Source organism: Sphingomonas sp. QA11, from assembly GCF_028473665.1.
GTDB lineage: Bacteria > Pseudomonadota > Alphaproteobacteria > Sphingomonadales > Sphingomonadaceae > Sphingomonas > Sphingomonas phytovorans.
The window spans coordinates 5,104,686-5,127,545 of record NZ_CP098774.1; the positions used below are offsets into that span (position 1 = coordinate 5,104,686).

At 66.7% G+C, this 22,860-nt stretch carries 19 protein-coding genes; 11 read left to right on the top strand and 8 right to left on the bottom strand.

What is annotated here, in order from left to right; translation table 11 throughout:
- Positions 1-6 precede the first annotated feature (6 nt).
- Positions 7-1,209 (top strand): MFS transporter, encoded by a 1,203-nt coding sequence (locus NDN01_RS23660; protein ID WP_272628392.1) that lies wholly within the window; start codon positions 7-9, stop codon positions 1,207-1,209.
- A gap of 101 nt (positions 1,210-1,310) precedes the next feature.
- Here the strand turns inward: NDN01_RS23660 and NDN01_RS23665 are convergent, their stop codons facing one another.
- Positions 1,311-2,753: a DEAD/DEAH box helicase gene (locus tag NDN01_RS23665; RefSeq protein WP_272624632.1), complete on the bottom strand. Its 1,443-nt coding sequence runs from the start codon at positions 2,751-2,753 to the stop codon at positions 1,311-1,313.
- Positions 2,754-3,019: 266 nt separating this feature from the next.
- On the opposite strand from NDN01_RS23665, the gene NDN01_RS23670 reads away from it, so the two are divergent.
- Both NDN01_RS23670 and NDN01_RS23675 read left to right on the top strand, forming a co-directional pair.
- Positions 3,020-4,213, top strand: coding sequence for a GAF domain-containing sensor histidine kinase (locus tag NDN01_RS23670; RefSeq protein WP_272624633.1), 1,194 nt, complete (start codon positions 3,020-3,022; stop codon positions 4,211-4,213).
- A gap of 73 nt (positions 4,214-4,286) precedes the next feature.
- Complete coding sequence (locus NDN01_RS23675; protein WP_272624635.1) at positions 4,287-4,637, top strand: response regulator; 351 nt, start codon at positions 4,287-4,289, stop codon at positions 4,635-4,637.
- A 114-nt stretch (positions 4,638-4,751) separates the two neighbouring features.
- On the opposite strand, the gene NDN01_RS23680 is transcribed toward NDN01_RS23675, so the two are convergent.
- Positions 4,752-5,906 carry an acyl-CoA dehydrogenase family protein gene (locus NDN01_RS23680; protein ID WP_272624637.1) on the bottom strand — a complete coding sequence of 385 codons (1,155 nt, stop codon included), beginning with the start codon at positions 5,904-5,906 and terminating at the stop codon, positions 4,752-4,754.
- Positions 5,907-6,026: 120 nt separating this feature from the next.
- Here NDN01_RS23680 and NDN01_RS23685 point away from each other — a divergent pair, with 120 nt between their 5' ends.
- Entirely contained in the window at positions 6,027-7,028 is a 1,002-nt protein-coding gene (locus NDN01_RS23685; protein ID WP_272624639.1) for a fumarylacetoacetate hydrolase family protein, read from the top strand.
- A 22-nt stretch (positions 7,029-7,050) separates the two neighbouring features.
- Here the strand turns inward: NDN01_RS23685 and NDN01_RS23690 are convergent, their stop codons facing one another.
- The 3 genes from NDN01_RS23690 to NDN01_RS23700 form a co-directional block, all read right to left on the bottom strand.
- Positions 7,051-10,383 (bottom strand): error-prone DNA polymerase, encoded by a 3,333-nt coding sequence (locus tag NDN01_RS23690; RefSeq protein ID WP_272624640.1) that lies wholly within the window; start codon positions 10,381-10,383, stop codon positions 7,051-7,053.
- A gap of 189 nt (positions 10,384-10,572) precedes the next feature.
- Positions 10,573-12,363, bottom strand: a complete 1,791-nt coding sequence (locus tag NDN01_RS23695) for a Y-family DNA polymerase (RefSeq protein WP_272624642.1) — start codon at positions 12,361-12,363, stop codon at positions 10,573-10,575.
- A complete protein-coding gene (locus NDN01_RS23700) occupies positions 12,281-12,964 on the bottom strand; it encodes an ImuA family protein (protein ID WP_272624644.1) in 684 nt (227 codons plus the stop codon). The genes NDN01_RS23695 and NDN01_RS23700 overlap by 83 nt, the downstream gene beginning before the upstream one ends.
- Positions 12,965-13,305: 341 nt before the next feature.
- Here NDN01_RS23700 and NDN01_RS23705 point away from each other — a divergent pair, with 341 nt between their 5' ends.
- The 4 genes from NDN01_RS23705 (at position 13,306) to NDN01_RS23720 (ending at position 17,955) form a co-directional block, all read left to right on the top strand.
- On the top strand, positions 13,306-14,595 hold the full coding sequence (locus NDN01_RS23705; RefSeq protein ID WP_272624645.1) for a 3-methyl-2-oxobutanoate dehydrogenase (2-methylpropanoyl-transferring) subunit alpha: 1,290 nt from the start codon (positions 13,306-13,308) through the stop codon (positions 14,593-14,595).
- Positions 14,596-14,880: 285 nt separating this feature from the next.
- A complete protein-coding gene (locus tag NDN01_RS23710; RefSeq protein WP_272628394.1) occupies positions 14,881-15,885 on the top strand; it encodes an alpha-ketoacid dehydrogenase subunit beta in 1,005 nt (334 codons plus the stop codon).
- A 100-nt stretch (positions 15,886-15,985) separates the two neighbouring features.
- Complete coding sequence (locus NDN01_RS23715; protein WP_272624647.1) at positions 15,986-17,299, top strand: dihydrolipoamide acetyltransferase family protein; 1,314 nt, start codon at positions 15,986-15,988, stop codon at positions 17,297-17,299.
- A 2-nt stretch (positions 17,300-17,301) separates the two neighbouring features.
- On the top strand, positions 17,302-17,955 hold the full coding sequence (locus NDN01_RS23720; protein ID WP_272624649.1) for an MAPEG family protein: 654 nt from the start codon (positions 17,302-17,304) through the stop codon (positions 17,953-17,955).
- Between the two features lie 18 nt (positions 17,956-17,973).
- Here NDN01_RS23720 and NDN01_RS23725 read toward each other — a convergent pair whose 3' ends face one another.
- Both NDN01_RS23725 and NDN01_RS23730 read right to left on the bottom strand, forming a co-directional pair.
- Positions 17,974-18,684 carry an HPP family protein gene (locus NDN01_RS23725; protein WP_272624651.1) on the bottom strand — a complete coding sequence of 237 codons (711 nt, stop codon included), beginning with the start codon at positions 18,682-18,684 and terminating at the stop codon, positions 17,974-17,976.
- A gap of 76 nt (positions 18,685-18,760) precedes the next feature.
- Positions 18,761-20,026 (bottom strand): thiolase family protein, encoded by a 1,266-nt coding sequence (locus NDN01_RS23730; RefSeq protein ID WP_272624653.1) that lies wholly within the window; start codon positions 20,024-20,026, stop codon positions 18,761-18,763.
- Positions 20,027-20,153: 127 nt separating this feature from the next.
- On the opposite strand from NDN01_RS23730, the gene NDN01_RS23735 reads away from it, so the two are divergent.
- The 3 genes from NDN01_RS23735 to NDN01_RS23745 are packed head-to-tail and all read left to right on the top strand — an operon-like array spanning position 20,154 to position 21,450.
- Complete coding sequence (locus NDN01_RS23735) at positions 20,154-20,483, top strand: ArsR/SmtB family transcription factor (RefSeq protein WP_272628396.1); 330 nt, start codon at positions 20,154-20,156, stop codon at positions 20,481-20,483.
- Positions 20,480-20,920: an SRPBCC family protein gene (locus NDN01_RS23740; RefSeq protein ID WP_272624655.1), complete on the top strand. Its 441-nt coding sequence runs from the start codon at positions 20,480-20,482 to the stop codon at positions 20,918-20,920. The genes NDN01_RS23735 and NDN01_RS23740 overlap by 4 nt, the downstream gene beginning before the upstream one ends.
- Positions 20,917-21,450 (top strand): SRPBCC family protein, encoded by a 534-nt coding sequence (locus NDN01_RS23745; RefSeq protein WP_272624656.1) that lies wholly within the window; start codon positions 20,917-20,919, stop codon positions 21,448-21,450. The genes NDN01_RS23740 and NDN01_RS23745 overlap by 4 nt, the downstream gene beginning before the upstream one ends.
- Before the next feature lie 43 nt (positions 21,451-21,493).
- Here the strand turns inward: NDN01_RS23745 and NDN01_RS23750 are convergent, their stop codons facing one another.
- Positions 21,494-22,690, bottom strand: coding sequence for an acetyl-CoA C-acyltransferase (locus tag NDN01_RS23750; RefSeq protein ID WP_272624658.1), 1,197 nt, complete (start codon positions 22,688-22,690; stop codon positions 21,494-21,496).
- Between the last annotated feature and the right edge of the window lie 170 nt (positions 22,691-22,860).

Genomic DNA, 22,860 nt, shown 5'->3' on the forward strand with positions numbered 1-22,860 from the left:
TCGCCGATGCTCGATCCTGCCGCGCCCGCCTTCCTCGCCGAACCCGCCGTCCCCCGACAGCGCGTCGGCCTGACTCATTTCGCGCTGGCGGTCGGCGGCTTCGCGATCGGCACGACGGAATTCGCGACGATGAGCCTGGTGCCCGATTTTGCGCGGGATCTCGGGATCGACGTGCCGATGGCGGGGCATGTCATCAGTGCCTATGCGCTGGGCGTGGTGGTGGGGGCGCCGGTCATCGCGGTGCTCGCCGCCCGCCTCTCGCGCCGCACGCTGCTGATCCTGCTGATGACGCTTTATGCCCTTGCCAATGGGCTGACCGCCCTCTCGCCGACCTATGGCTGGATGATGGCGTTCCGCTTCGTCAGCGGCCTTCCGCATGGCGCCTATTTCGGGATCGCCACGCTGGTCGCCGCATCGCTGGTGCCGCCGGGCAAGCGGACCCAGGCGATGGCGCGGGTGCTGCTTGGGCTGACGGTGGCGACGATCGCCGGGGTGCCGCTGGCCAACTGGCTCGGGCAGACGGTCGGCTGGCGCTGGAGCTTCGCGATCGTCGCGGTGCTGGCCGTGCTGACGGCGACCCTGGTCGCGGTCTTCGCGCCGCGCGACCGGCCCGATTCAGCGCGCAGCCCCCTGGGCGAGCTCGACGCCCTCAAGCGCCCGCAGGTCTGGCTGACCTTGGGGATCGGCGCGATCGGGTTCGGTGGCCTGTTCGCCGTCTATACCTATCTCGCCTCGACCCTGACCGAGGTGACCGGCGTCTCGCCGCACCTGATCCCCGTCGCGCTGATGGTGTTCGGCGTCGGCATGACCGCCGGCAACCTGATCGTTCCACGCTTCGCCGATCGCGCGCTGATGCCGACCGCGGCCGGCCTGCTGCTGTGGAGCCTCGCCGCGCTGGCGCTCTATCCGTTCGCCGCCGGGAATTTCTGGACGATGCTGGTCGCTGTCGGCGCGATCGGCGTCGGCGGTTCGCTCGGGTCGATCTTGCAGAGCAGGCTGATGGACGTATCGGGCGATGCGCAGGCGCTTGCCGCTGCCCTGAACCATGCCGCGTTCAATATCGCCAACGCGCTGGGCCCATGGCTCGGCGGAATCGCCATTGCCGCGGGGCTTGGCTGGACGTCGACTGGGTGGGTCGGGTGTGGCCTGGCGCTTGGCGGCCTGGCGTTCCTGGCGGTGTCGGTCGCCCTGGAGCGCCGAACCGCATGATCCTCCCCGGCACGGGGAGGATCAGCGTGGGGCATCGTTTCGGCAAAGGGTGGTGGCGACGTCCATGATGATCTCACACCATCGGGACGCCGCCGACAGGTTCAGCCAGCGGCAGGCGACCGGCGGCCGCCGCCCGAATGCTGGCGGCCCGAACCGCCGGGGCGACCGCCACCGCCGCCGGGGCGGCCATAACCACCTGGGCGACCCTGGCCACCGGGGCGACCATTGCCGGCCGGACGGCCATTGCCTTCGGCACGCGCGCCCTGCGGACGGGCCTGCCCCTCGGGGCGGGCGCCGGTCGGACGCGCTGCGTGAGTCGCGCGGGGCGGGGCGCGGTGGCGGCCCGAATCGTCGCGGCGGCGATCGTCGTCCGAACCGGCGGGCCGGTTCGCCTTGATCTTCGCCGCCTCGGCGGTGAAGCCCTCGGGCAGCGGCATCGGGGTCGGCTTAACGCGCGTCAGCTTCTCGATGTCGCGCAGATAGGACCGCTCGTCATCCGCCACGAAGCTGATCGCCACGCCCGACGCGCCGGCGCGCGCGGTGCGGCCGATGCGGTGGACATATTGCTCGGGCACGTTGGGCAGCTCGAAGTTGAAGACATGGCTCACGCCCGACACGTCGATGCCGCGCGCGGCGATGTCGGTCGCGATCAGCACCTTGACCTTGCCCGACTTGAACTCGCCAAGCGCGCGCTCGCGCTGCGGCTGGCTCTTGTTGCCGTGGATCGCGTTGGCGGCGATGCCGGCATGGCCGAGCAGCTTCACGACGCGATCGGCACCATGCTTGGTGCGGGTGAAGACCAGGCAGCGCTCGATCTCCGGGTTGCGGAGATGAATGGTGAGCAGCGCCTGCTTTTCCGACTGGTTGACCAGGGTTGCGTACTGCTCGACGCGCTCGGCCGTGGTGGATACCGGCGCGACCTTCACGGTTGCCGGGTCCTTCAGGAACTGGTCGGCCAGCTCGCGGATCGCGTTGGGCATGGTCGCCGAGAAGAACAGGGTCTGGCGATCGCGCGGCACCATCTTCACGATCTTGCGGAGCGCGTGGATGAAGCCGAGGTCGAGCATCTGGTCGGCCTCGTCGAGGACGAGGATCTCAAGCGTCGCGAGGCTCACGAAACGCTGCTCGATCAGGTCGAGCAGGCGGCCCGGCGTGGCGACGAGGATGTCGATGCCACGTGCCATGTCCTGGCGGTTCTTGTTGATGCTGGTGCCGCCGAACACGGTCGCGACCGACATCTTCGAGAACTTGCCATATTCGCGCGCGCTGTCGGCGATCTGGCTGGCCAGCTCGCGCGTCGGCGCCAGGACGAGCATGCGGCAATGAGTCGGCAGCACGTTCTTGGGCGCGTTGACGAGGCGCTGGATGGAGGGAAGGACGAAGGCTGCGGTCTTGCCGGTGCCGGTCTGCGCGATGCCGAGGAGGTCGCGGCCGTCGAGCAGGGTCGGGATCGACTGCTTCTGGATCGGGGTGGGGGTGGTGTAGCCCTTGGCTTCGAGCGCGCGGACGAGCGGCTCGGCCAGGCCGAGATGTGCGAAAGACATATTAGTATAGTCCAATATTAGCCGGGTTCGCGAGTCCGGTGGACGCACGAGTGGCGGGGGAGAATGACACCCCGCGTGAAAAGGGAAGCCCGTTAAAAACGACCGAGGCGGAGCCTGGACCCTGGAGTCCGATCACGCTGCATGACGCCTCGATGGGCGGCATATGCATGCTGCGGCGCAAAAAGTCAATGACGATGGCGAAACGGTTGATGCAGATCATCCCGGAGTCAGGTGACGCGACTGCGGATCCCGCCTAAGAAATGGAGGTGGACACAGGGGACTCCGCTCAGCCGACCGCGTTCGAGCTCGATATCGCCGCGATCAGGCGGATCGACGCCGTGCCCACGATCCTCGACGTGGTCTGCCGTACCACCGGCATGGGCTTCGCCGCGGTCGCGCGCGTCACCGAGGATCGCTGGATCGCCTGCAGCGTGCGCGACGACATCGCCTTCGGGCTGGTGCCGGGCGGCGAGCTCAAGATCGAGACGACGATCTGCAACGAGATTCGCGACAGCCGCGAGCCGGTGATCATCGATCACGTCGCCGAGCATCCCGATTTCTGCCATCACCATACGCCGGCGATGTACGGCTTCCAGAGCTATATCTCGATGCCCATCCTGCTGCCCGACGGGCGCTTCTTCGGCACGCTCTGTGCGATCGATCCACGCCCGGCACAGGTGGACAATCCCGAGACCATCGGCATGTTCCGCATGTTCGCCGATATGATCGCCTTCCATCTCGACGCCCAGGCCCAGATCGACCGGAGCGCCGCGACCCTGTTCGACGAGCGCAGGACCGCCGAACTGCGCGAGCAGTTCATCGCGGTACTCGGCCATGATCTGCGCAATCCGCTAGCCTCGATCGACGCGGGCACCCGCCTGCTGGCGCGAGACCCGGCGCCTGACAAGGCGGCGAAGGTGCTTGGCCTGATGCAGAGCAGCGTCGCGCGCATGGCCGCGCTGATCGACAATGTCCTCGATCTCGCACGTGGACGGCTCGGCGGGGGGCTTACGCTGCAGCGCGCGCCGGTCCAGCTCGAGCCGGTGCTGCGCCAGGTGATCGAGGAACTGCGCGCCAGTCATCCGAAACAGCCGATCGAGGCCGTGCTTGAACTCGATGCCGAGATCGATTGCGATCGCGGCAGGATCGCGCAATTGCTGTCGAACCTGCTCGGCAACGCGTTGACGCACGGCGCCGCCGACCAGCCGGTGCTCGTGCACGCCGCGACTCGGGACCGGGTCTTCGAACTCTCGGTCAGCAATGCCGGCGAGGAAATCCCGCCCGCTGCGATCGAGCGCCTGTTCCAGCCTTTTGCGCGCGGTGCTGTCAGGCCTGACCAGGCCGGGCTCGGCCTTGGTCTCTATATCGCTTCCGAAATCGCCAAGGCGCATGGCGGTTCGCTCAGCGTGGCGTCGTCGCCGATGCAGACGCGCTTCACCTTCCTCATGCCGCTGGACTGACGCGCAAAAAAATTGTGGCGGCTCGTACCCGTTTTCCCCGGTGGTACGTTGATATTCTCTGGGGAGATCGCCGGTGTGCCACGTGCTGATCATCGAGGATGAAGTCCTGATCGCGCTCGATCTTCAGGACATACTGACACTGGCCGGGGCGAAGACCTTCTCTTTTGCCGAAACCGAGCGCGAGGCGCTTGACGCAGCGCGCGAGCATCGGCCCGACGTCATCATGTCCGACGTGATGCTGCGCGAAGGCACCGGCCCGCACGCGGTCGAGGTGATCCAGGGCGAAATGGGGCCGCTCCCGGTGATCTTCATCACCGCCACGCCGGAAGCCTGCCTCAGTTGCGATCCGCCCGCGATCGTGCTGGGCAAGCCGGTGATCGACGCCAGGCTGCGCGAGGCGTTCCGGCTGGTGGCGCCGCACTGAAACAAGCACATCGTCATGCCGGACTTGTTCCGGCATCCACCGCTCCGCAGGAACGAAATCCGGTTATTGTCGCGGAACGGTGGAGCCGGAACAAGTTCGGGGTGACGAATAGTCTTAAAGCGACCGCCCGATCAGTTCCTTCATGATCTCGTTGGTCCCGCCATAAATCCGGCTGACCCGTGCCCCGCGCCATGCCCGCGCGATGGGATATTCGTTCATATAGCCCGCACCGCCATGAAGCTGGAGGCATTTGTCCATCACTTCCCATTGCAGCTCGGTGTGCCACAGCTTGGCGGCGGCGCCCTCGGTCGGGGTCAGTTCCCCCGCCAGATGCCGCTTGATCGCCCAGTCGAGATGCGCCCACCCGACCTGAAGCTTGGTCTTCAGGTCGGCGAGCACGAATCGGGTATTCTGGAAATCGAACACCACGCCGGCGAACGCCTTGCGGTCCTTGGTGAAGGCGACCGTCTCGTCGAACGCCTTTTGCGCCGATGCCTGAACGCCGACCGCGATCGACAGCCGCTCCTGCGGCAACTGGCTCATCAGATAGATGAAGCCCTTGCCCTCCTCGCCTAGGCAATTGGTCATCGGCACGCGCACATCCTCGAAGAACAGCTCCGAGGTATCGGCTGCGTCCTGCCCGATCTTGTCGAGGTTGCGGCCGCGCTTGAAGCCTTCCCGGTCGCTCTCGACCAGGATGATCGACATGCCCTTGTACGCCGGCTTCGCGTCGGGATCGGTCTTGGCGACGACCAGGATCAGGTCGGCATTCTGGCCGTTGGTGATGTAGGTCTTTGACCCGTTGACGATATAGTGGTTGCCATCCTTCTTCGCACTGGTGCGGATCGATTGCAGGTCGGATCCGGTACCGGGCTCCGTCATCGCGATCGCGGTGATCGTCTCGCCCGAAACGAGGCGCGGCAGCCACTGCTTCTTCTGCTCTTCGGAGCCGTACTGGACGATATAGTCGCAGACGATGTCCGACTGGAGCGAGAAGCCGAGCGGGGTGCCGGCATAGCTGATCTCCTCGTCGATGATCGCGTTATAGCCGAAATCAAGGCCAAGCCCGCCATATTCCTCGGGCACCGTGGGGCAGAGCATCCCGATCGCGCCCGCCTTGGTCCAGATCGACTTGTCGACGATGCCGGCCTCTTCCCATTCAGTGACATGGGGAACGGCTTCCTTCTGCAGGAAGCTGCGCACGCTCTGGCGGAATGCCTCGTGATCCTCGGTATAGGCGAATCGACCGGGCACGGTATCGAGGGACATTTCAGTTCTCTCCTGCAACCTTTTGCAGCGGTGTGCGGTTCGTTTACGCGAACGTCAAGCTCGCCGACGCTCGACAGCCGGAGCGATCGGACTATGCTTTGCCGAAACACAGGAGAATGCATGAAACTGGCCAGCCTCAAGCATGGACGCGACGGGAAGCTCGTCGTCGTTTCGAACGATCTGGCCTGGTATGCCGATGCGGGGCACATCGCCCCCACGCTGCAGGCGGCGCTTGACGATTGGGACCGGCTGCTGCCCGATCTCGCCAATCTCGCGACCGATCTCGACCATGAGATGATCCCGATGCGCCGCTTTCACGAACATGGCGCGGCGGCGCCCCTGCCGCGCGCCTATCAATGGGCTGACGGCTCGGCCTATGTGAACCATGTCGCGCTGGTGCGGCAGGCGCGGGGCGCCGAGATGCCCGAGAGCTTCTGGCACGATCCGCTGATGTACCAGGGCGGCTCGGACGGTTTCCTCGGCCCGCGCGATCCGATTCCGCTTGCCGACGCGGCATGGGGCTGCGACCTCGAGGCCGAGGTGGTGGTGGTGACTGGCGACGTGCCGCTCGGCGCGAGCCGGGAAGAGGCGCTGGCGGCGGTCCGCCTCGTCGGCCTCACCAACGATGTTTCCCTGCGCAACCTGATCCCGGGCGAACTGGCCAAGGGCTTCGGCTTCTTTCAGTCGAAGCCGGCCAGCGCCTTCTCGCCGGTGTTCGTCACGCCCGACTCGCTGGGGGACTGGTGGCGGGACGGGAAGCTTCACCGCAAGCTGATGGTCGACCTCAACGGCAAGCCTTTCGGCCGCGCCGAGGCGGGCGAGGACATGACCTTCGATTTCGGCACGCTGATCGCGCATGCGGCGAAGACGCGGGCGCTGGGCGCCGGAACGATTATCGGTTCGGGCACTGTCTCCAACCGCGATGCCGATGGCGGCCCGGGCAAGCCGATCACTGAGGGCGGCGTCGGCTATTCGTGCATCGCTGAAGTCCGTACGGTCGAGACGATCAAGAGCGGCGCGGCGGTCACCCCGTTCCTGAAGAAAGGCGACACGGTCCGTATCTGGGCGGAGGACGACAAGCACCACCCGATCTTCGGCGTGATCGAACAAACGGTGGAATAAATCCTCCCCGTGCCGGGGAGGATTAATGGAAATCGTGCGATTTGATCGGGATCACTGCCTCCATCCCGTCCCCGAACAACGGCAGTCTCGGCCGGTCGCGCGGGTCGATCGTGCCGCCATGAGTCGCCCCGTCGCCGGGGATGGTCATGGTCGGCAGGTCCAGGTCGCCGATCCCGCGCAGCAAATGGGTGTGATCGACGATCCGGTCGGTGACGACATGGATCACGCCGCTCTCGCTCTGCACCCGTCCCTGCACGCTGATCATCGACGCCGACATCAGGATGCGGCGCTGCGCCTCGAACCGGTCCTTCCACAGGATCGCGTTGGCGATGCCGGTCTCGTCCTCGATGGTCACGAACACGACGCCCTCGGCGCTGCCCGGTCGTTGCCGCACGAGGATGATCCCGGCCACCTCGACTCGTGTCCCGTCCTTCAACGTCTTGAGATCGCTGCATCGCCGGATGCGCAGCCGGTCAAGCGCGCCGCGCAGGAAGCTGACCGGATGATTGCGCAAGGTCAGTTGAGTCGCGCGATAATCCTCGACCACTTCGCGGCCGGCGGTGAGCGGGGTCAGCGCGACGGCTGGCTCGCGCGCTTCGGGAATGATGGCACCCGCCCGCATGTCGGCGGCGGTCAGCAAGGGGAGGGGCGCCTGACCCAGCCCCCTGATCGCCCAGAGCGCCTGGCGCCGGTTGAGGCCGAGGCATTGAAAGGCATCGGCCCGGGCGAGCTTTTCCAGCGCTGCCGGTTTCACCCCGGAACGGCGCCAGGCATCCTCGACCGAGGTGAAGGGGCCGGTCGCGCGGGCCTTTAATATCTCCCCGGCATCATCCTCGCTGAGCCCAAGAACGATCCGCATGCCGAGCCGGAGCGGCAGCAATGCCTCCCAGTCCGCGCCGGTGCCCCAGAACCGGTCATCGCGCGGCCGCGCATTCGGCTGGCCCGGAACGACGATCGTGTCCCAGTCGCTCCGGTTGATGCACACCGGCAACGCCTCGACCCCATGCTCGCGCGCATCGCGGATGATCTGCGCCGGGGCATAGAAACCCATCGGCTGCGCGTTGAGCAGGGCGGTGCAGAAGATCTCGGGATGATGGCATTTCATCCAGCTCGACGCATAGGCGATCTTGGCGAAGCTGGCGGCATGGCTCTCGGGAAAGCCGTAGCTGCCGAAACCCTCGATTTGTTTTACCAGCCGTTCGGCGAAATCGAGGGAAATCTCGTTCGCGAGCATGCCGCTGATCAGCGGCTCGCGGAATTTGCCGACACCGCCCGTCTGCTTGAACGTCGCCATCGCGCGGCGCAGCCGATCCGCTTCGCTCGCCGAGAATCCGGCACCCACCATCGCGACCTGCATCGCCTGTTCCTGGAACAGCGGCACGCCCAGCGTCTTTTTCAGGACCCCTTCCAGCGCGGGGCTCGGATATTCGATCGGCTCCTTCTGCTCGCGCCGCTTGAGATAGGGGTGGACCATGTCGCCCTGGATCGGCCCGGGCCGGACGATCGCGACCTGGATGGCGATGTCGTAGAAATTATCAGGGCGCATCCGCGGCAGCATCGACATCTGTGCCCGGCTCTCGATCTGGAACACGCCGAGGGTGTCGGCCTTGCAGATCATCGCGAAAGTTTCGGCATCGTCTTCCTGCATGATAGGACTATCCAGCCTGAGGCTGATGTCCTTGTGCTCGCGCAGCAAGTCGAAGGTCCGGCGCATGCAGCCGAGCATACCGAGACCGAGAATATCGACTTTCATCAGGCCGAGTTCCTCCACGTCCAGCTTCTCCCACTCGACCACGCGGCGGTCGACCATCGCGGCCGGCTCGATCGGCAGCAATTCATCGAGGCGGTCATGGGCCAGTACGAAACCGCCGGGATGTTGCGACAGGTGCCGGGGTGTCCCGATCAACTGCTTGGCCAGATCGAGCGTGAGGGCTAGCCGCTGTTCGGTCGGATCGAGGTTGAGTGCCTCGACATGCTCGGCGGGCAGGCCGTCGCTCGACCAGCCCCAGACCTGCCCTGAGAGCGCGGCGGTCATGTCCTCCGACAGGCCCAGCGCCTTGCCGACCTCGCGCAGGGCGCCGCGCGTGCGGAAACGGCTGACCACCGCCGTCATCGCGGCATGATCCCTGCCATAGGTCTCATAGATCCACTGGATCACTTCCTCGCGCCGCTCATGTTCGAAATCGACGTCGATATCGGGCGGCTCGTGGCGCTCGGTCGAGATGAAGCGCTCGAACAGCAGCTTGTGGAAGACCGGATCGATCGAAGTGATGCCGAGCACGAAGCAGATCACCGAATTGGCCGCCGAACCACGGCCCTGACACAATATCTCCTGGCTGCGGGCGAACCGCACGATCGAGTTCACGGTCAGGAAATAGGGTGCGTATCCCATCTGCTCGACCAGCGCGAGTTCATGCTCGAGAAGCGTGGTGTAATCGGGCGGGATCGGCTCGGGCGCGAACCGTTCCGCGAGCGCGGTGCGTGCCATCTTCGCCAGCGCGTCCTGCGGCGTCCTGCCGCTGATCACCACCTCGTCGGGATAGCGATATTGTTCCTTCAACTCGCGCAGCGAGAAGGTGCAGCGCTCGACGATCGCCTCGGACGCGGCGAGCGCCGCCGGATAGCGCCTGAACCGCCGCGCCATCTCCTCCGGCGATTTGAGGTGGCGATCGGCGCTCCGCTCCCGCCTGAAACCGAGATCGTCGATCGTGCAGGTGTTGCGGATCGCGGTGACGACATCCTGCAGCATGCGCCGCTCGGGCGTGTCGTAGAGCACGTCCCCGGTGGCGAGCGGGGTCAGGCCGAACGCCCGTGCCTTCTGTTCGAGCAGGTGCAGGCGCATCGCATCGCCGGGGCGGCGATGCTGGGTCAGGCAGAGATGCCCGCGCTCGCCGAACACGTCAGCCATCCAGCGCAGCGCGAGATCGTCCTGTTCGAACGTTTCGGTCAGGCCGGGTACGATCGCGCCGACCAGCCCCCGGGCATGGTCGGCGACGTCCTCCCAGTGCAGGAAACACTGCCCCTTCTCGCCCTTCTGCGCATCGGCACGGCCCTTGCCGAGCGTCAGCAGGCGGGTGAGGCGGCTCCACGCCGCCCGGTCCTCGGGCCAGACGAGCAGGGAGGTGCCGTCGACCAGGTCGAGCCGGCACCCCGCGACCATGCGGATCGGCACGCCCTGTTGCGCGATCTGCTCGGCGGCCACCAGCGCGCGCACCACCCCGCCCACCGAATTGCGATCGGTGATGCCCAGCGCCGGCATGCCGTCCAGCGCGGCGGCTTCGAACAACTGCTCTGGCGAGGAGGCGCCGCGCAGGAAGCTGTAATGCGTCGTCACCTGGAGTTCGGCATAGGTCATTGGCGGGCGTCGCCCGTTTCATCGTCACCCCGGACTCGTTCCGGGGGCCATCGTTCCGCAAGCGCAACGCTGATGATGTTCGCGGAACGATGGATGCCGGAATGAATCCGGCATGACGAAAGAAGGCGATTCACCCGCCCGGTGCCGCCTTGAAAGGACCGATTCGGGGCCGACGCATCGCGCACCACCTCACCCGAACGCCCCGTGCATGAACCAGGCGAGGTCGCCGGTCTCCGTCCGCTCGCCATCGCCGCGGCGGAACAGCCAGAAACGCTGGCCGGCCTCGTCCTCAACCCGGAAATAGTCGCGTACGCTGTCCCGTTCGGTCGCGCGCTTCCACCATTCGCCGTTCACCCGCTCGGGGCCGTCGGCGCGTACCACCTTGTGGGTCGTGCCGCGCCAGGTGAAGCGGCGGGGCGGATGATCGGGCATTTCGGCGATGACGTGATCCAGCAGTTCGGGCCGGCGCAGCATGCGCACCGGGCGCGGCCAGCGAGGGTGCCAGGGATGGAGATCGGGCGTCCGGTCGAGCCGGCGCACATCGCCTGGCTTGAGCGGCGCCGCGGGTCGCCCGGGCGGGTCGAGCGCCGGTGCCGGTTCGACCGATCGTTCGGGCACGTCGCTCTCCACCGGCCGGCTGCGCCACAGCCGCGTCTCGCCGATCCGGTTGGCCAGCGTGTCGACCAGTGGCGCGATATCGGCCGGGGTCTCCTCAAGCCGTTCCTCGACGGGCAGCGGGCCAAGCGGATCGGCGCGGCGGACATGCAGCGCCAGCGCGTCGATGCCATAGCCGGGGGCGATCTCCTCGATACGCCGGACGATCAGACGAAGCAGATGCGCCGGGTCGCGGTTCGGGCGGGCGAGGCCGATGCGCAGCCGCTGCGGCACGCCGTCGATCCGGTCGGCGACCAGCTCGATCGCGCGCGCGCCCCGGCCCGCCTGAGCCAGCGCGGTGACGAGGCGCGGCATGAGGTGCGCCAGCCAATGCTCGATCGCCTCGGCGGTTGCGATCGGCTCGGCGAAGCGCTGGATCACGGCGATATGTCCGGGCGGGACGACGGGATCGAGCGGCTCGCCGATCCGCCCGCCCGCCTGGTCGAGGCGCAGTACCAGCGCCTTGCCGAACCGGCGCGCGAGCGGCGCGCGGGGCATCGCGGCAAGCTGGCCGATCGTCTCCACGCCGAGACGCTTTAGCAGCTCGATCGCGGCTGGCTCGACCCGCAACGCGGCGATGGGCAGGGGGGCGATGGCATCGTGCTGCGTGCCGGGTGGGCAGATCGTCACGCCGTCCTGCGGCTGGCGGCCGTGGCGCGCGAGCGCCCAGGCAGCGCCCGTCGTGTCCGCGACAGCGATCCGTGCCCTCACGCCTAGCCGTGCGAGCAGCCGAACGATCCGCCGCGCCATCCTCTCTTCACCGCCGAACAGGTGCGCGGTGCCGGTCAGCTCGATGAACAGCCCATCCTCTCCCGACAGCGCGACGATCGGCGACCAGCGCCGCGCGGCGGTGATGGCGAGGCGTTCGAGATCGGCCCGGTCGCCCTCCGGATCGGCCGGCCGGATATCGAGATCAGGCACCTGGGCGCGCGCCTGAGTCACCGCCATGCCGGCCCGGATGCCGAGCAGATGCGCGGCATGGCTGGTCGCGGCGACAAGGATCCTGCTGCCTTCGCGGATCGAGGTGACGAGGGGTGGCTTCAAATCCTCCCTGGTACGGGGTGGGGGGCTTCCCCCAACGTTGCGCTTGCGGAAGGGCACCTCCACCGCCTGGAGTGGTCCCCCTCCCTGTGCCGGGGAGGAATCCGCCGCTTCCCCTCGTGCCCAGCGCGCGCCGGGGCGCCAGCCGCGGTTTCGCGGGGCTGCCTTGATGTCGACGATCGGCTGCGCGCGCGGCGGTGCGTCAGGCGGCGCGGCGGTGCGTTCCGCCCGCCGCAGCCGATCGATCGGCCAGTCGGGCAGGTAGAGCGAGGCGACCCGTTTCATCGCATGCCTCCATCGTCCAGTTATGGGGTTCGCCGCCGCGCTGCCGGACCAGCTCGATCCGCCAGCGCGGGCAGCCGACGCCTTCGACCGGAAGCGGGGTCGAGGGCGCGGCGGCGATTCTCCAGCGAGTCACCGCGGCTGACGGCACGGCGAGCGGGTTGCCGCCCTCGCGGGCATGGCGCTTGAGCAGCAGCGCGATCGTCTTGCCGCCCTCCGCCGCGAGTTGCAGCCGGCGGGTATTCGCCATGGAAGCGCTCTTCGCCTCGCCGATCACCGCGCCAAGCCCGCGATGGCGCAGCCCTTCCTCCATCAGCGCGAGCAGTTCGGCGTCATCGGCCGCTTCGGCATAAAGGATGCGTTCGGGTGCCAGCCCCGCCTGGTACAGGCCGGGCGCGAACAGGTCCCGCCGGCGTACCACCCACAGGACCGGCCCCCAGGCGCGCGCGGCGATGCCGGCCATGAACAGGGTGGCGGCGGCATCGTCGCCCATGCCGGGACTGGCCGCCGCGACCTCGTGCAGAGACCCGAGCGTGAGCCCGCCGCTCGCGATCCGCGAATCGATCGGGCCGATCCCGAAGGGCAGCACGGCGCGTCGGCGCAATCCATCCCCCTCGATTGCGCGAAGGGTTTCGCGTAAGGCGGAAAGGGCGGCGGCAGACGACAAGGACACGACTCGCTGAATGAGTTTGTTCCTATTTTGTTCCTATCGGCACAGGAGTCAATCGCAGAGTGAATTTGGCCGTGACTGATCCAGCCCTTCGGCCAATAGTGTTTTCCAATCGGAAAACACTACGAGAGGGCGAAGAAAAAATGCTGTCATGATCGGCACAGCCGCAGGGGCCTATCGCCAAGCGCTTTGAAATTTTATAACAAGGCTCGAACAAGCGATTCCCTGTGTTCGCCCGATGCGGACACGACGATCTCGCACTGATTGGAGAGAGCATGGCAAGCGACAGTCCGCGCGCCAATTTACAACCATTGTCGCTTTATGTGCCGGAACCCAAGTTCCGCCCGGGCGACACGGTCGATTTCACCGAGGTCGCGATTCCCGCGGCCGGCGAAGCCCGTCGTCCCGACACCGCCGACCGGCCCGAGACCTTCATCGATCTCGCTTATGAGTTGGTCCGCGTGCTCGACGACGAGGGCAATGCCGTCGGCCCGTGGAACCCGCGGCTTTCGCCCGATACGCTCCGCGCGATGCTGCGCAGCATGGTGCTGGTCCGGGCGTTCGACGAGCGCATGTTCCGCGCCCAGCGCCAGGGCAAGACCAGCTTCTACATGAAGTGCCTCGGCGAGGAGGCTGTCGCGGTCGCCGCGGCGTTCGCGCTCGATTACGAGGATATGTGCTTCCCCTCCTATCGCCAGCAGGGGCTGCTCGTCGCACGGGGCTGGAGCCTCGTCGACATGATGAACCAGATCTATTCGAACAGGGGCGACCGGCTTCAGGGCAAGCAGCTCCCGATCATGTATTCGGTCAGGGACGCCGGCTTCTTCTCGATCTCCGGGAACCTCACCACGCAATATCCCCAGGCCGTCGGCTGGGCGATGGCGTCGGCGGCGAAGGGCGACACCCGAATCGCCGCCACCTGGTGCGGCGAGGGCTCGACGGCGGAGGGCGATTTCCATTCGGCCTGCACCTTCGCCAGCGTCTATCGCGCGCCGGTGATCTTCAACGTCGTCAACAACCAGTGGGCGATCTCGAGCTTCTCCGGCTTCGCCGGTGCCGAATCGACCACCTTCGCGGCACGTGCGATCGGCTATGGCATCGCCGGCCTGCGCGTCGACGGTAACGACGCGCTCGCCGTCTATGCCGCGACCGCCTGGGCGGCGGAGCGCGCCCGCACCAACCAGGGCCCGACCCTGATCGAGCATTTCACCTATCGCGCCGAAGGTCATTCGACCTCGGACGATCCCGGCCAGTATCGTTCGGCCGGGGAGCCGACCGCCTGGCCGCTGGGCGATCCGATCAAGCGGCTGAAGGACCATCTCATCGCGATCGGCGAATGGGACGAGGATCGCCACGCCGCGCAGGATCTCGAACTCGCCGAGGAAGTGAAGCGCGCGCAGAAGGAGGCCGAGCAGAACGGCATCCTCGGCCATGGCCTCCACCAGCCGCTGGACACGCTGTTCGACGGCGTGTTCGAGGAGATGCCGTGGCATCTCAGGGAACAACAGGCACAGATGCTCGCGGAAGAAACCGCCTCGGGCCGGCCATGGGCACGCAAGTCATGAGCGACCTCACATCATATCCCCATTCGTCTGGGTCCTTTGCAGGGCTCGCGACGTCCACCCCTTCTTCCGTCACCCCGGACTTGTTCCGGGGGCCACGGTCCCGCAAAATCAAGGGTCGATGAGTATGCGGAGCAGTGGATGCCGGAACGAGTCCGGCATGACGGAGTGGGGCCTTTTCGAGGAAACAGGCGCATGAGCGACATCACCGACCCAGCCGACATCATCGCCTCCGGGGCGCCCGGCGAGGTAGTCGCCCCTGAAGGCGGTCCAGACGGCACTGCCCGCATGAACATGATCCAGGCGATCAACTCCGCCATGGACGTGATGATGGCGCGCGATCCCGACGTGATCGTGATGGGCGAGGATGTCGGCTATTTCGGCGGCGTGTTCCGCGCGACGGCGGGGCTGCAGGCGAAATACGGCAAGACCCGTGTGTTCGACACGCCGATCACCGAATGCGGCATCATCGGCGTCGCGGTGGGCATGGGCGCCTATGGCCTGCGTCCCGTGCCGGAGATCCAGTTCGCCGATTACATCTACCCGGCGCTCGACCAGCTCGTGTCGGAGGCGGCGCGTCTGCGTTACCGTTCGGCGGGCGAGTTCATCTCGCCGATCACGGTGCGCTCGCCGTTCGGCGGCGGCATCTTCGGCGGCCAGACCCACAGCCAGTCGCCTGAGGGCATCTTCACTCATGTCTCGGGCATCAAGACGGTGATCCCGTCGACGCCCTATGACGCGAAGGGCCTGCTGATCGCCGCGATCGAGGATAATGATCCGACGCTCTTCTTCGAACCGAAGCGTATCTATAACGGCCCGTTCGACGGCCATTGGGATCGCCCGACGAAGAACTGGTCGCAACATCCCGCGGGCGAGGTGCCGACCGGCTATTACAAGATCCCGCTGGGCAAGGCGAATGTGGCCCGCGCCGGGGAGGCGCTGACCATCCTTGCCTATGGCACGATGGTGCATGTCTGCCTTGCGGTGGTCGAGGAGGCCGGTGTGGATGCCGAGGTCATCGACCTGCGCACCCTGGTGCCGCTCGATATCGAGACGATCGAGGCCTCGGTGAAGAAGACCGGGCGTTGCATGATCGTGCATGAGGCGACCCGGACCAGCGGTTTCGGTGCAGAGCTGTCGGCGCTGGTGCAGGAACGCTGCTTCTACCATCTCGAGGCACCGATCGAGCGCGTGACCGGTTTCGACACGCCTTATCCGCATAGCCTGGAATGGGCCTATTTCCCCGGCCCGGTCCGCATCGGCGAGGCGCTGAAAAAGGTGATGAAGGACTGATTTCGATGGCTCTGCCCATCCCCGTTCGTGTCGAGCGAAGTCGAGACACCAACGCGGCCCCCTGTTTCTCGACTTCGCTCGAAACGAACGGATTACGCTAATGGCACGCTTCACCTTCAAGCTTCCAGACATTGGGGAAGGCATCTCCGAGGCGGAGATCGTCGCGTGGCACGTGGCGGTCGGGGATCGCGTGGAGGAGGACCAGGGCCTTGCCGACATGATGACGGACAAGGCGACGGTGGAGATGGAATCGCCGGTCGCGGGCGTGGTGGTCGAACTGGCCGGCGAGGTCGGCGACCAGGTGTCGATCGGGGCTGCCTTGGTGGTGATCGAGACCGATGCCGCCGAGACGGTGGCCGATGCCGCGCCAGCCGAGACCAAAGCCGAAGAGGTCGAGGAACAGATCGAGGCGGAAACGCCAGGGGCCGAGGAGGTGGCTGAAAAGACCTCTCCCCATCGCGGAGAGGGTTTGGAAGAGGCGCAGTCACAAGCGCCATCGCCCGAAACTGCCCCTCTCCCCGACCCTCTCCCCCAAGGGGAGAGGGAGAAGAGCGCCCATGTCCTCGCATCCCCCGCGGTCCGCGCTCGCGCGGCCGACCTCGGCATCGACCTTGGCAGCGTGAAGGCCGAGGGCGACCGGATCCGCCACGCCGATCTCGATGCGTATCTGCGTTATGGGTCAGGCCAGGGCTATCACGCGCCGCACGTGTCGCGCGCCCGCGCCGACGAGCCAATCAAGGTCATCGGCATGCGCCGTCGTATCGCCGAGAACATGGCCGCCTCGAAGCGGACCATCCCGCACTTCACTTATGTCGACGAGATCGACGTCACCGCGCTGGAGGAGATGCGTGCAGACCTCAACGCACACCGCGGCAACCGGCCCAAGCTGACCATGCTGCCGCTGATGATCGTCGCGATCTGCAAGTCGATCCCCGACTTCCCGATGCTCAACGCGCGCTATGACGATGAGGCGGGCGTGGTGACGCGCCACGGATCGATCCATCTTGGCATGGCGACGCAGACCCCGGCCGGCCTGATGGTCCCGGTGATCCGCGACGCGCAGGACCTGAACGTCTGGCAGCTCGCCAGCGAGATCACCCGCCTCGCCGAGGCAGCCCGCACCGGCAAGGCGAAGTCGGAGGAACTCAGCGGCTCGACGCTGACCATCACCTCGCTCGGGCCACTCGGCGGCATCGCTACCACGCCCGTCATCAACCGGCCCGAGGTTGCGATCATCGGCCCGAACAAGATCGTCGAGCGCCCCGTCTTCCGCGGCGACGACATCGTCCGCGCCAGGCTGATGAACCTCTCGATCAGCTGCGACCACCGCGTCGTCGACGGGTGGGACGCCGCAAGCTACGTCCAGGCCCTCAAGAAATATCTCGAAACCCCCGTCCTCCTCTTCACTGACTGAGGATGTCGAACCGCCTCGTCCCCGGATCGATCGAGGCGCAGCAGCGCGCGCTTGTCATGGGCGTGGTGCTTGCCTTGCCGGTGGCGATCGGGCTGTGGTTCTTCATCGATCGATCGCTGCCGCCGGTCCCGGGCATGGCGACCCAGACGGCGCGCTTCTTCTTCGCGCTTCACTGTGTCGGCATCGCGACCCTGCTCGCGCTGTTGCCGGGGATCGAGGCGGTCGCGCACGAACGGCTCGTCACCCCTGCGATCGACCCGCTGGCCGGGGCCGAATCGCGGCGGATGCGGGTCAACCAGCGCTACGTCCAGAATACCATCGAGCAGCTCTGGCTGTTCGTGCCGGGGCTGCTGATGCTCGCCGTCCAGGCGCGCGATGGCGCGTCGATGCGCGCGGTGGTCGCCTGCACCATCGTGTGGGTGCTCGCGCGCTGGGCCTTCTGGATCGGCTATATGCTCGGCGCGCGATTCCGCTCGGCCGGGCTGGTCGGCATGGTGCAGAGCATGATGGTCCTGCTCTATTGCGTCGGGCGCTTCGGCTATCTGTGGCTCGGCTGGGCCGGCGCGGTGGCCTTGATCGCGCCTTTCGTCGCGGCCGAACTGTTCATCATCGGCATGCTGCGCTGGGAAAGCTGGCGGGCTCAGGACGAGGCCTGATTCTCCCGCGCGGTTGCGTCAGCGCCGCCCGGCCGCGCCCCGGCGTGCCGCGGATCGCCGTTCCCGTTCGTGAAAGGCGGCACGCTGCAGCAGCAGGTCGAGATCCTCGCGGCTGACGTCGAAGGTCTCGCCCAGATCGGCCAGTGCCTGGTCGATCGCCTCGGGATGGAAACCGGCATGCTTGTCCTGCGCCATGGCCGGCCGGTGCGGATAGCTGTGGCCCGAGAAGCGGTGGAACAGCAGCCCGACCAGCACCAGCGCAAGGGAGTTGGTCGCAACCGGCATGAGCGCGAACAGATAGCCCGATCCCGCGATCACCGGTCCGCCGATCACCGCGGTCAGGGCCACCGCGCCGCCCGGCGGGTGAAGGCAGCGCAGCAGCGACATCGCCAGGATCGCGCCGGAGACCGCCAGTCCGGCCGCCAGCATCGGCGGCAGCATCAAATGGGCCATGGTCACGCCGGCGATCGCCGACACTATATTGCCGCCGACCACTGACCAGGGCTGGGCGAGCGGGCTGGCGGGAACGGCGAACACCAGCACCGCCGACGCGCCGATCGGTGCCAGCAGGAACGGCAGTTCAGCCATGCTCAGGTGAAGGCCGGTGCAGGCAAAGGCGGTGAGCGCGATGCCGATCAGCGCGCCGATACAGGCGATCAACCGATCACGCAGGCTCGCGCCCGCCAGCAATGGATTGAAGAGACGCGGTAACGTGTTGCCCAGCTTCATTGATCCCCCAGGCGGCCCGGGCCGAATGCCCGCCGCCTGAGTGTCAGTCACCCGTGCAGAGTCAATGACAGCGTTTCTATGGCCGCCGCAACAAGGATACCGTGCCGTGCCCGCCATCAGCGCAGACGCTGACCACGGCCCAGCTTCCGCCCGGCAGCGCCCACAGTTCCTTCACTGCCTGGCTGAGATCGCGCGCGCCGGTCGCTGCAAAAGGATGGCCGATCGCCACCGATCCGCCATTGGGATTGACCCGGTCCCAGGGGAAGGGCCCGAAATCGAATGCCACGCCGGCGCGGTCGCGCGTCCAGTCCGGTTTCTCCAGCGCGGCGACATTGGCCAGCACCTGCGCTGAAAAGGCCTCGTGGATCTCCCACAGGGCGATGTCCTCGTAGCGCAGTCCATGCCGTGCCAGCAGGCGGGGAATGGCGAAGCTCGGCGCCATCAACAGCCCGTCGACCGCGTGGTCGACCGCAGCGATCTCGTGGTCGACCAGCTCGGCATGGGGCGTGTCCACGGGCAGCTTCTTCAGCCCGGCTTCGGTCGCGACCCAGCAGGCGGCCGCGCCGTCAGTGATGGGGGAGCTGTTGCCCGCGGTCAGCGTGCCCTTACCGCTGGTCTTGTCGAACGCGACGGGGAGGCCCGCGAGTTTCTCGGCGGAGGTGTCGGCGCGCGGATTGGCGTCGCGCTGGATTTCCGGGAGCGGGATGACGAGATCGTCGAAGAAGCCGTTCTCCCATCCCGCGACGGCGCGTTGGTGGCTCTTGAGCGACCAGTCATCCTGAGCTTCGCGGGAAATCTCCCAGATCTTCGCCGTTTCCTCCATATGGTCACCCATCGTCCGGCCGGTGATCCGATTGGCGAAGCCCTTGATCGGCAGCACCAGGTCGTTCGGGGTGAGTGCCTGCAAGGCGGCGAGCGCTTCGGCCGGGTTGGTGCGGAACAGCTTCACGATCCGCTTCGACGCATCGAGCTTCAGCCCGATCGGCGGGTTGCTCATCACTTCGGAGCCGCCGACCAGGGCGAGGTCCTTGTCGCCGCCAAGCATGCCGGCCGCGGCCCATGCCGCGATCATCGAGGTCGAGCAGGCAAGTACCGCCGAGAAGGATGGCACGGTCGGGTCGAGGCCCGCATCGAGCCAGATCTCGCGCCCGATATTGCTCCAGCCAAGGCTCGGGATCACCGTGCCCCAGACGAACAGGTCGGGCCGTGCCTTCGCCGCCATCGCCTGCGCCACCGGTACCGCGAGCGTGATGGCGTCATGGTCGGCGAGCGCCCCGCCGCCGCGCCCGAACGGGGTTCGAAGGCCGGATGCGATATAGATGGGCTGGGCAAAGCGCTGCATGACCGGTCTCCTTCGTTTCGGCCCTGAACCTGATGTCTCCCGGCCGCGACCGCAAGGCCGGAGCCCCAAGAAGAATTGTTCAACCAGTTAGTTGACAATTCCGCCGAATCCACAGATATTGAACCTCATGGTTGAACGACTCGACATCACCTTCGCCGCGCTGGCCGATCCCACTCGCCGCGCCATGCTGGCCAGCCTGTCGGCGGGCGAGCGCAGCATCGGCGAACTCGCCGCGCCGCATGCGATGAGCTTCGCTGGCGCCTCAAAGCACGTGCGCGCGCTTGAGCGGGCCGGGCTGGTCGAGCGCCGCAAGGCGGGGCGCCAGCAATTGTGCCGGCTGAAGGCCGAGCCGTTGCGCGAAGCCCAGGCCTGGCTGCGTCAGTGGGAGAAATTCTGGAACGAGCGGCTCGATATCCTCGAAGACCTGCTAAAGGCTGAGAAGGAGAGGGCCGAATGACCGCCCCCGTTATCCTCACCGTCGTCCGCGATTTCGATGCCTCTCCCGAGGCTGTGTTCGACGCCTGGCTCGACCCGGCCAGGGCGGCCGCCTTCCTGTTCAGGACGCCCGACGGCGCGATGCTGAAGGTCGAGATCGACGCGCGAGTCGGCGGTCGCGCGCTGATCGTCGAGCGCCGCGCCTCGGGTGACGCGCACCACCATCTGCGTTTCGAGGAGATCGACCGTCCGCGCCGCCTCGTCTTCCTCTTCGCGGCCGATCCGGCGGTGGAAGGACAGTGGACCCGCGTGTCGATCGATATCGTCGCCCGGGGCGACGGCTCGACGCTGACGCTCACGCACGAAATGGCCCCCGAATGGGCGGCCTATGAAGACCAGACCCGCGCGGGCTGGACGATGATCCTCGGCAGCCTTGCCGATCTTTTGGAGAAACGATGATGATTGCCATCGAAACGACCGCCCCGGGCACTATCCGTCTCGAACGCATCCTCGACGCGCCGATCGACACCGTCTGGCATTATCTGGTCGATGCCGATCTGCGCGCCCAATGGTTCGCGGGCGGCAATCTCGAACCGCATGTCGGCGGTTCGCTGGAACTCGTCTTCGATCATGACAATCTCTCGACTGACGATGTGCCCTATCCCGAGAAATATTGCGCGCACAGGTGCACCGTATCGCGCGAGCAGGTGACGGCGTTCGACGCGCCGCATCTGGTCGCCTGGAGCTGGGAAGGCGGCAAGCAGGGCGAGGCCCGGTTCGAGCTCACGTCGCTGGGCGACAAGACCCGGCTCGTGCTGACGCACAGCGGCATCGCCGGTCCGGCCGGCATGCTTGATTTCGGCGGCGGCTGGCACTCGCATCTCGCGGTGCTTCAGTCGAAATTCGCCGGCGAACCAGTCCGCGATTTCTGGGCGCTCCATGCGCGATCCGAAGCCACGGTCAGGGAAGCGCTCGGTCAGGACGCCTGACTCATGTGCCCTCTCTCCTCTTCAGGGGAGAGAGGGATACGCCTCAGACGATTTCGAACAGCCCCGCCGCGCCCATGCCGCCGGCGGTGCACATCGATACCACGACATAGCGCACGCCGCGCCTGCGTCCCTCGATGAGCGCATGGCCGACCAGCCGCGACCCGGTCATCCCGAACGGATGGCCCACCGCGATCGCCCCGCCATTGACGTTATACTTGTCGGGATCGATGCCGAGATGATCGCGGCAATAGAGGCACTGGCTGGCAAAGGCTTCGTTCAGTTCCCACAGCCCGATATCGGCCACTGACAGCCCGGCGCGCCGGAGCAGCTTGGGGATCGCGAACACAGGCCCGATGCCCATCTCGTCAGGTCCGCACCCGGCCGCCTGGAAGCCGCGATAGATGCCGAGGATCTCCTTGCCCTCCGCCTCGGCGGTCGCCCGGTCCATCAGGATCTGCGCCGACGCGCCGTCGGACAGCTGGCTGGCATTGCCCGCCGTGACGTTTGATCCCGGCCCGGTGAATTCGCCGCCCTGCCACACCGTCTTCAGGCCGCGCAGCGCCTCGATCGTGGTGCCCGCGCGGATTCCCTCGTCCCGCGACACGGTCACCGTTTCGGTTCCGGTGCGGTTGCCTTCCTTGTCGAACACTGCCTTCTCGACCGTGATCGGCGCGATCTCCTTGGTGAATGCCCCGTTTTCCAGCCCGGCGGCCGCGCGCTGCTGGCTTGCCGCGCCATAGGCATCCTGTGCCTCGCGGCTGATGCCATAGCGTTCGGCGACGATCTCGGCCGTCTCGATCATGGGAATGTACGCGGCGGGTTCGTTGGCGATCACCGATTTGTTGACGAAGCGCGGCGCGTCCTTGGTCACCGTCAGGCTGATCGATTCCATGCCCCCGGCCAGCGCCACGTCCATCTCGTCGCACAGGATCGATCGCGCCGCGAGCGCCACCGCGGTCAACCCCGATCCGCATTTCCGGTCGAGCGAAAAGGCCGGCACGGTCTGCGGCAAATTGCTCGCGAAGATCGCCATCCGGCCGGCATTTCCCCCTTGAGTCCCCCATTGGTTGCCCACGCCCCAGAACACCTCGTCGATCCGCGCCGGGTCGATCCCGGCCCGTTCCGTCGCCGCGTTCATCACATGGCCGGCCAGCACCGGCGCCTCGGTGATGTTGAACGCGCCGCGATAGGCTTTCCCGATCGGGGTGCGGGCTGTGGCGACGATGGCTGCTTCACGCATGACAGGGCCTTTCGAGGATCGGGTATGGTATGACCTTTAGGTGGAGGGACACCGTTTTGAAAGGGGTGTTGGCCAGCATCGCCCTCTTCCTGTTCAGGGGCGAGGGCGATGCAGGTCTGCACCATTTCTCCATATGCACCGGATGATGAGTCGATGGCGCGGGTCTAGAT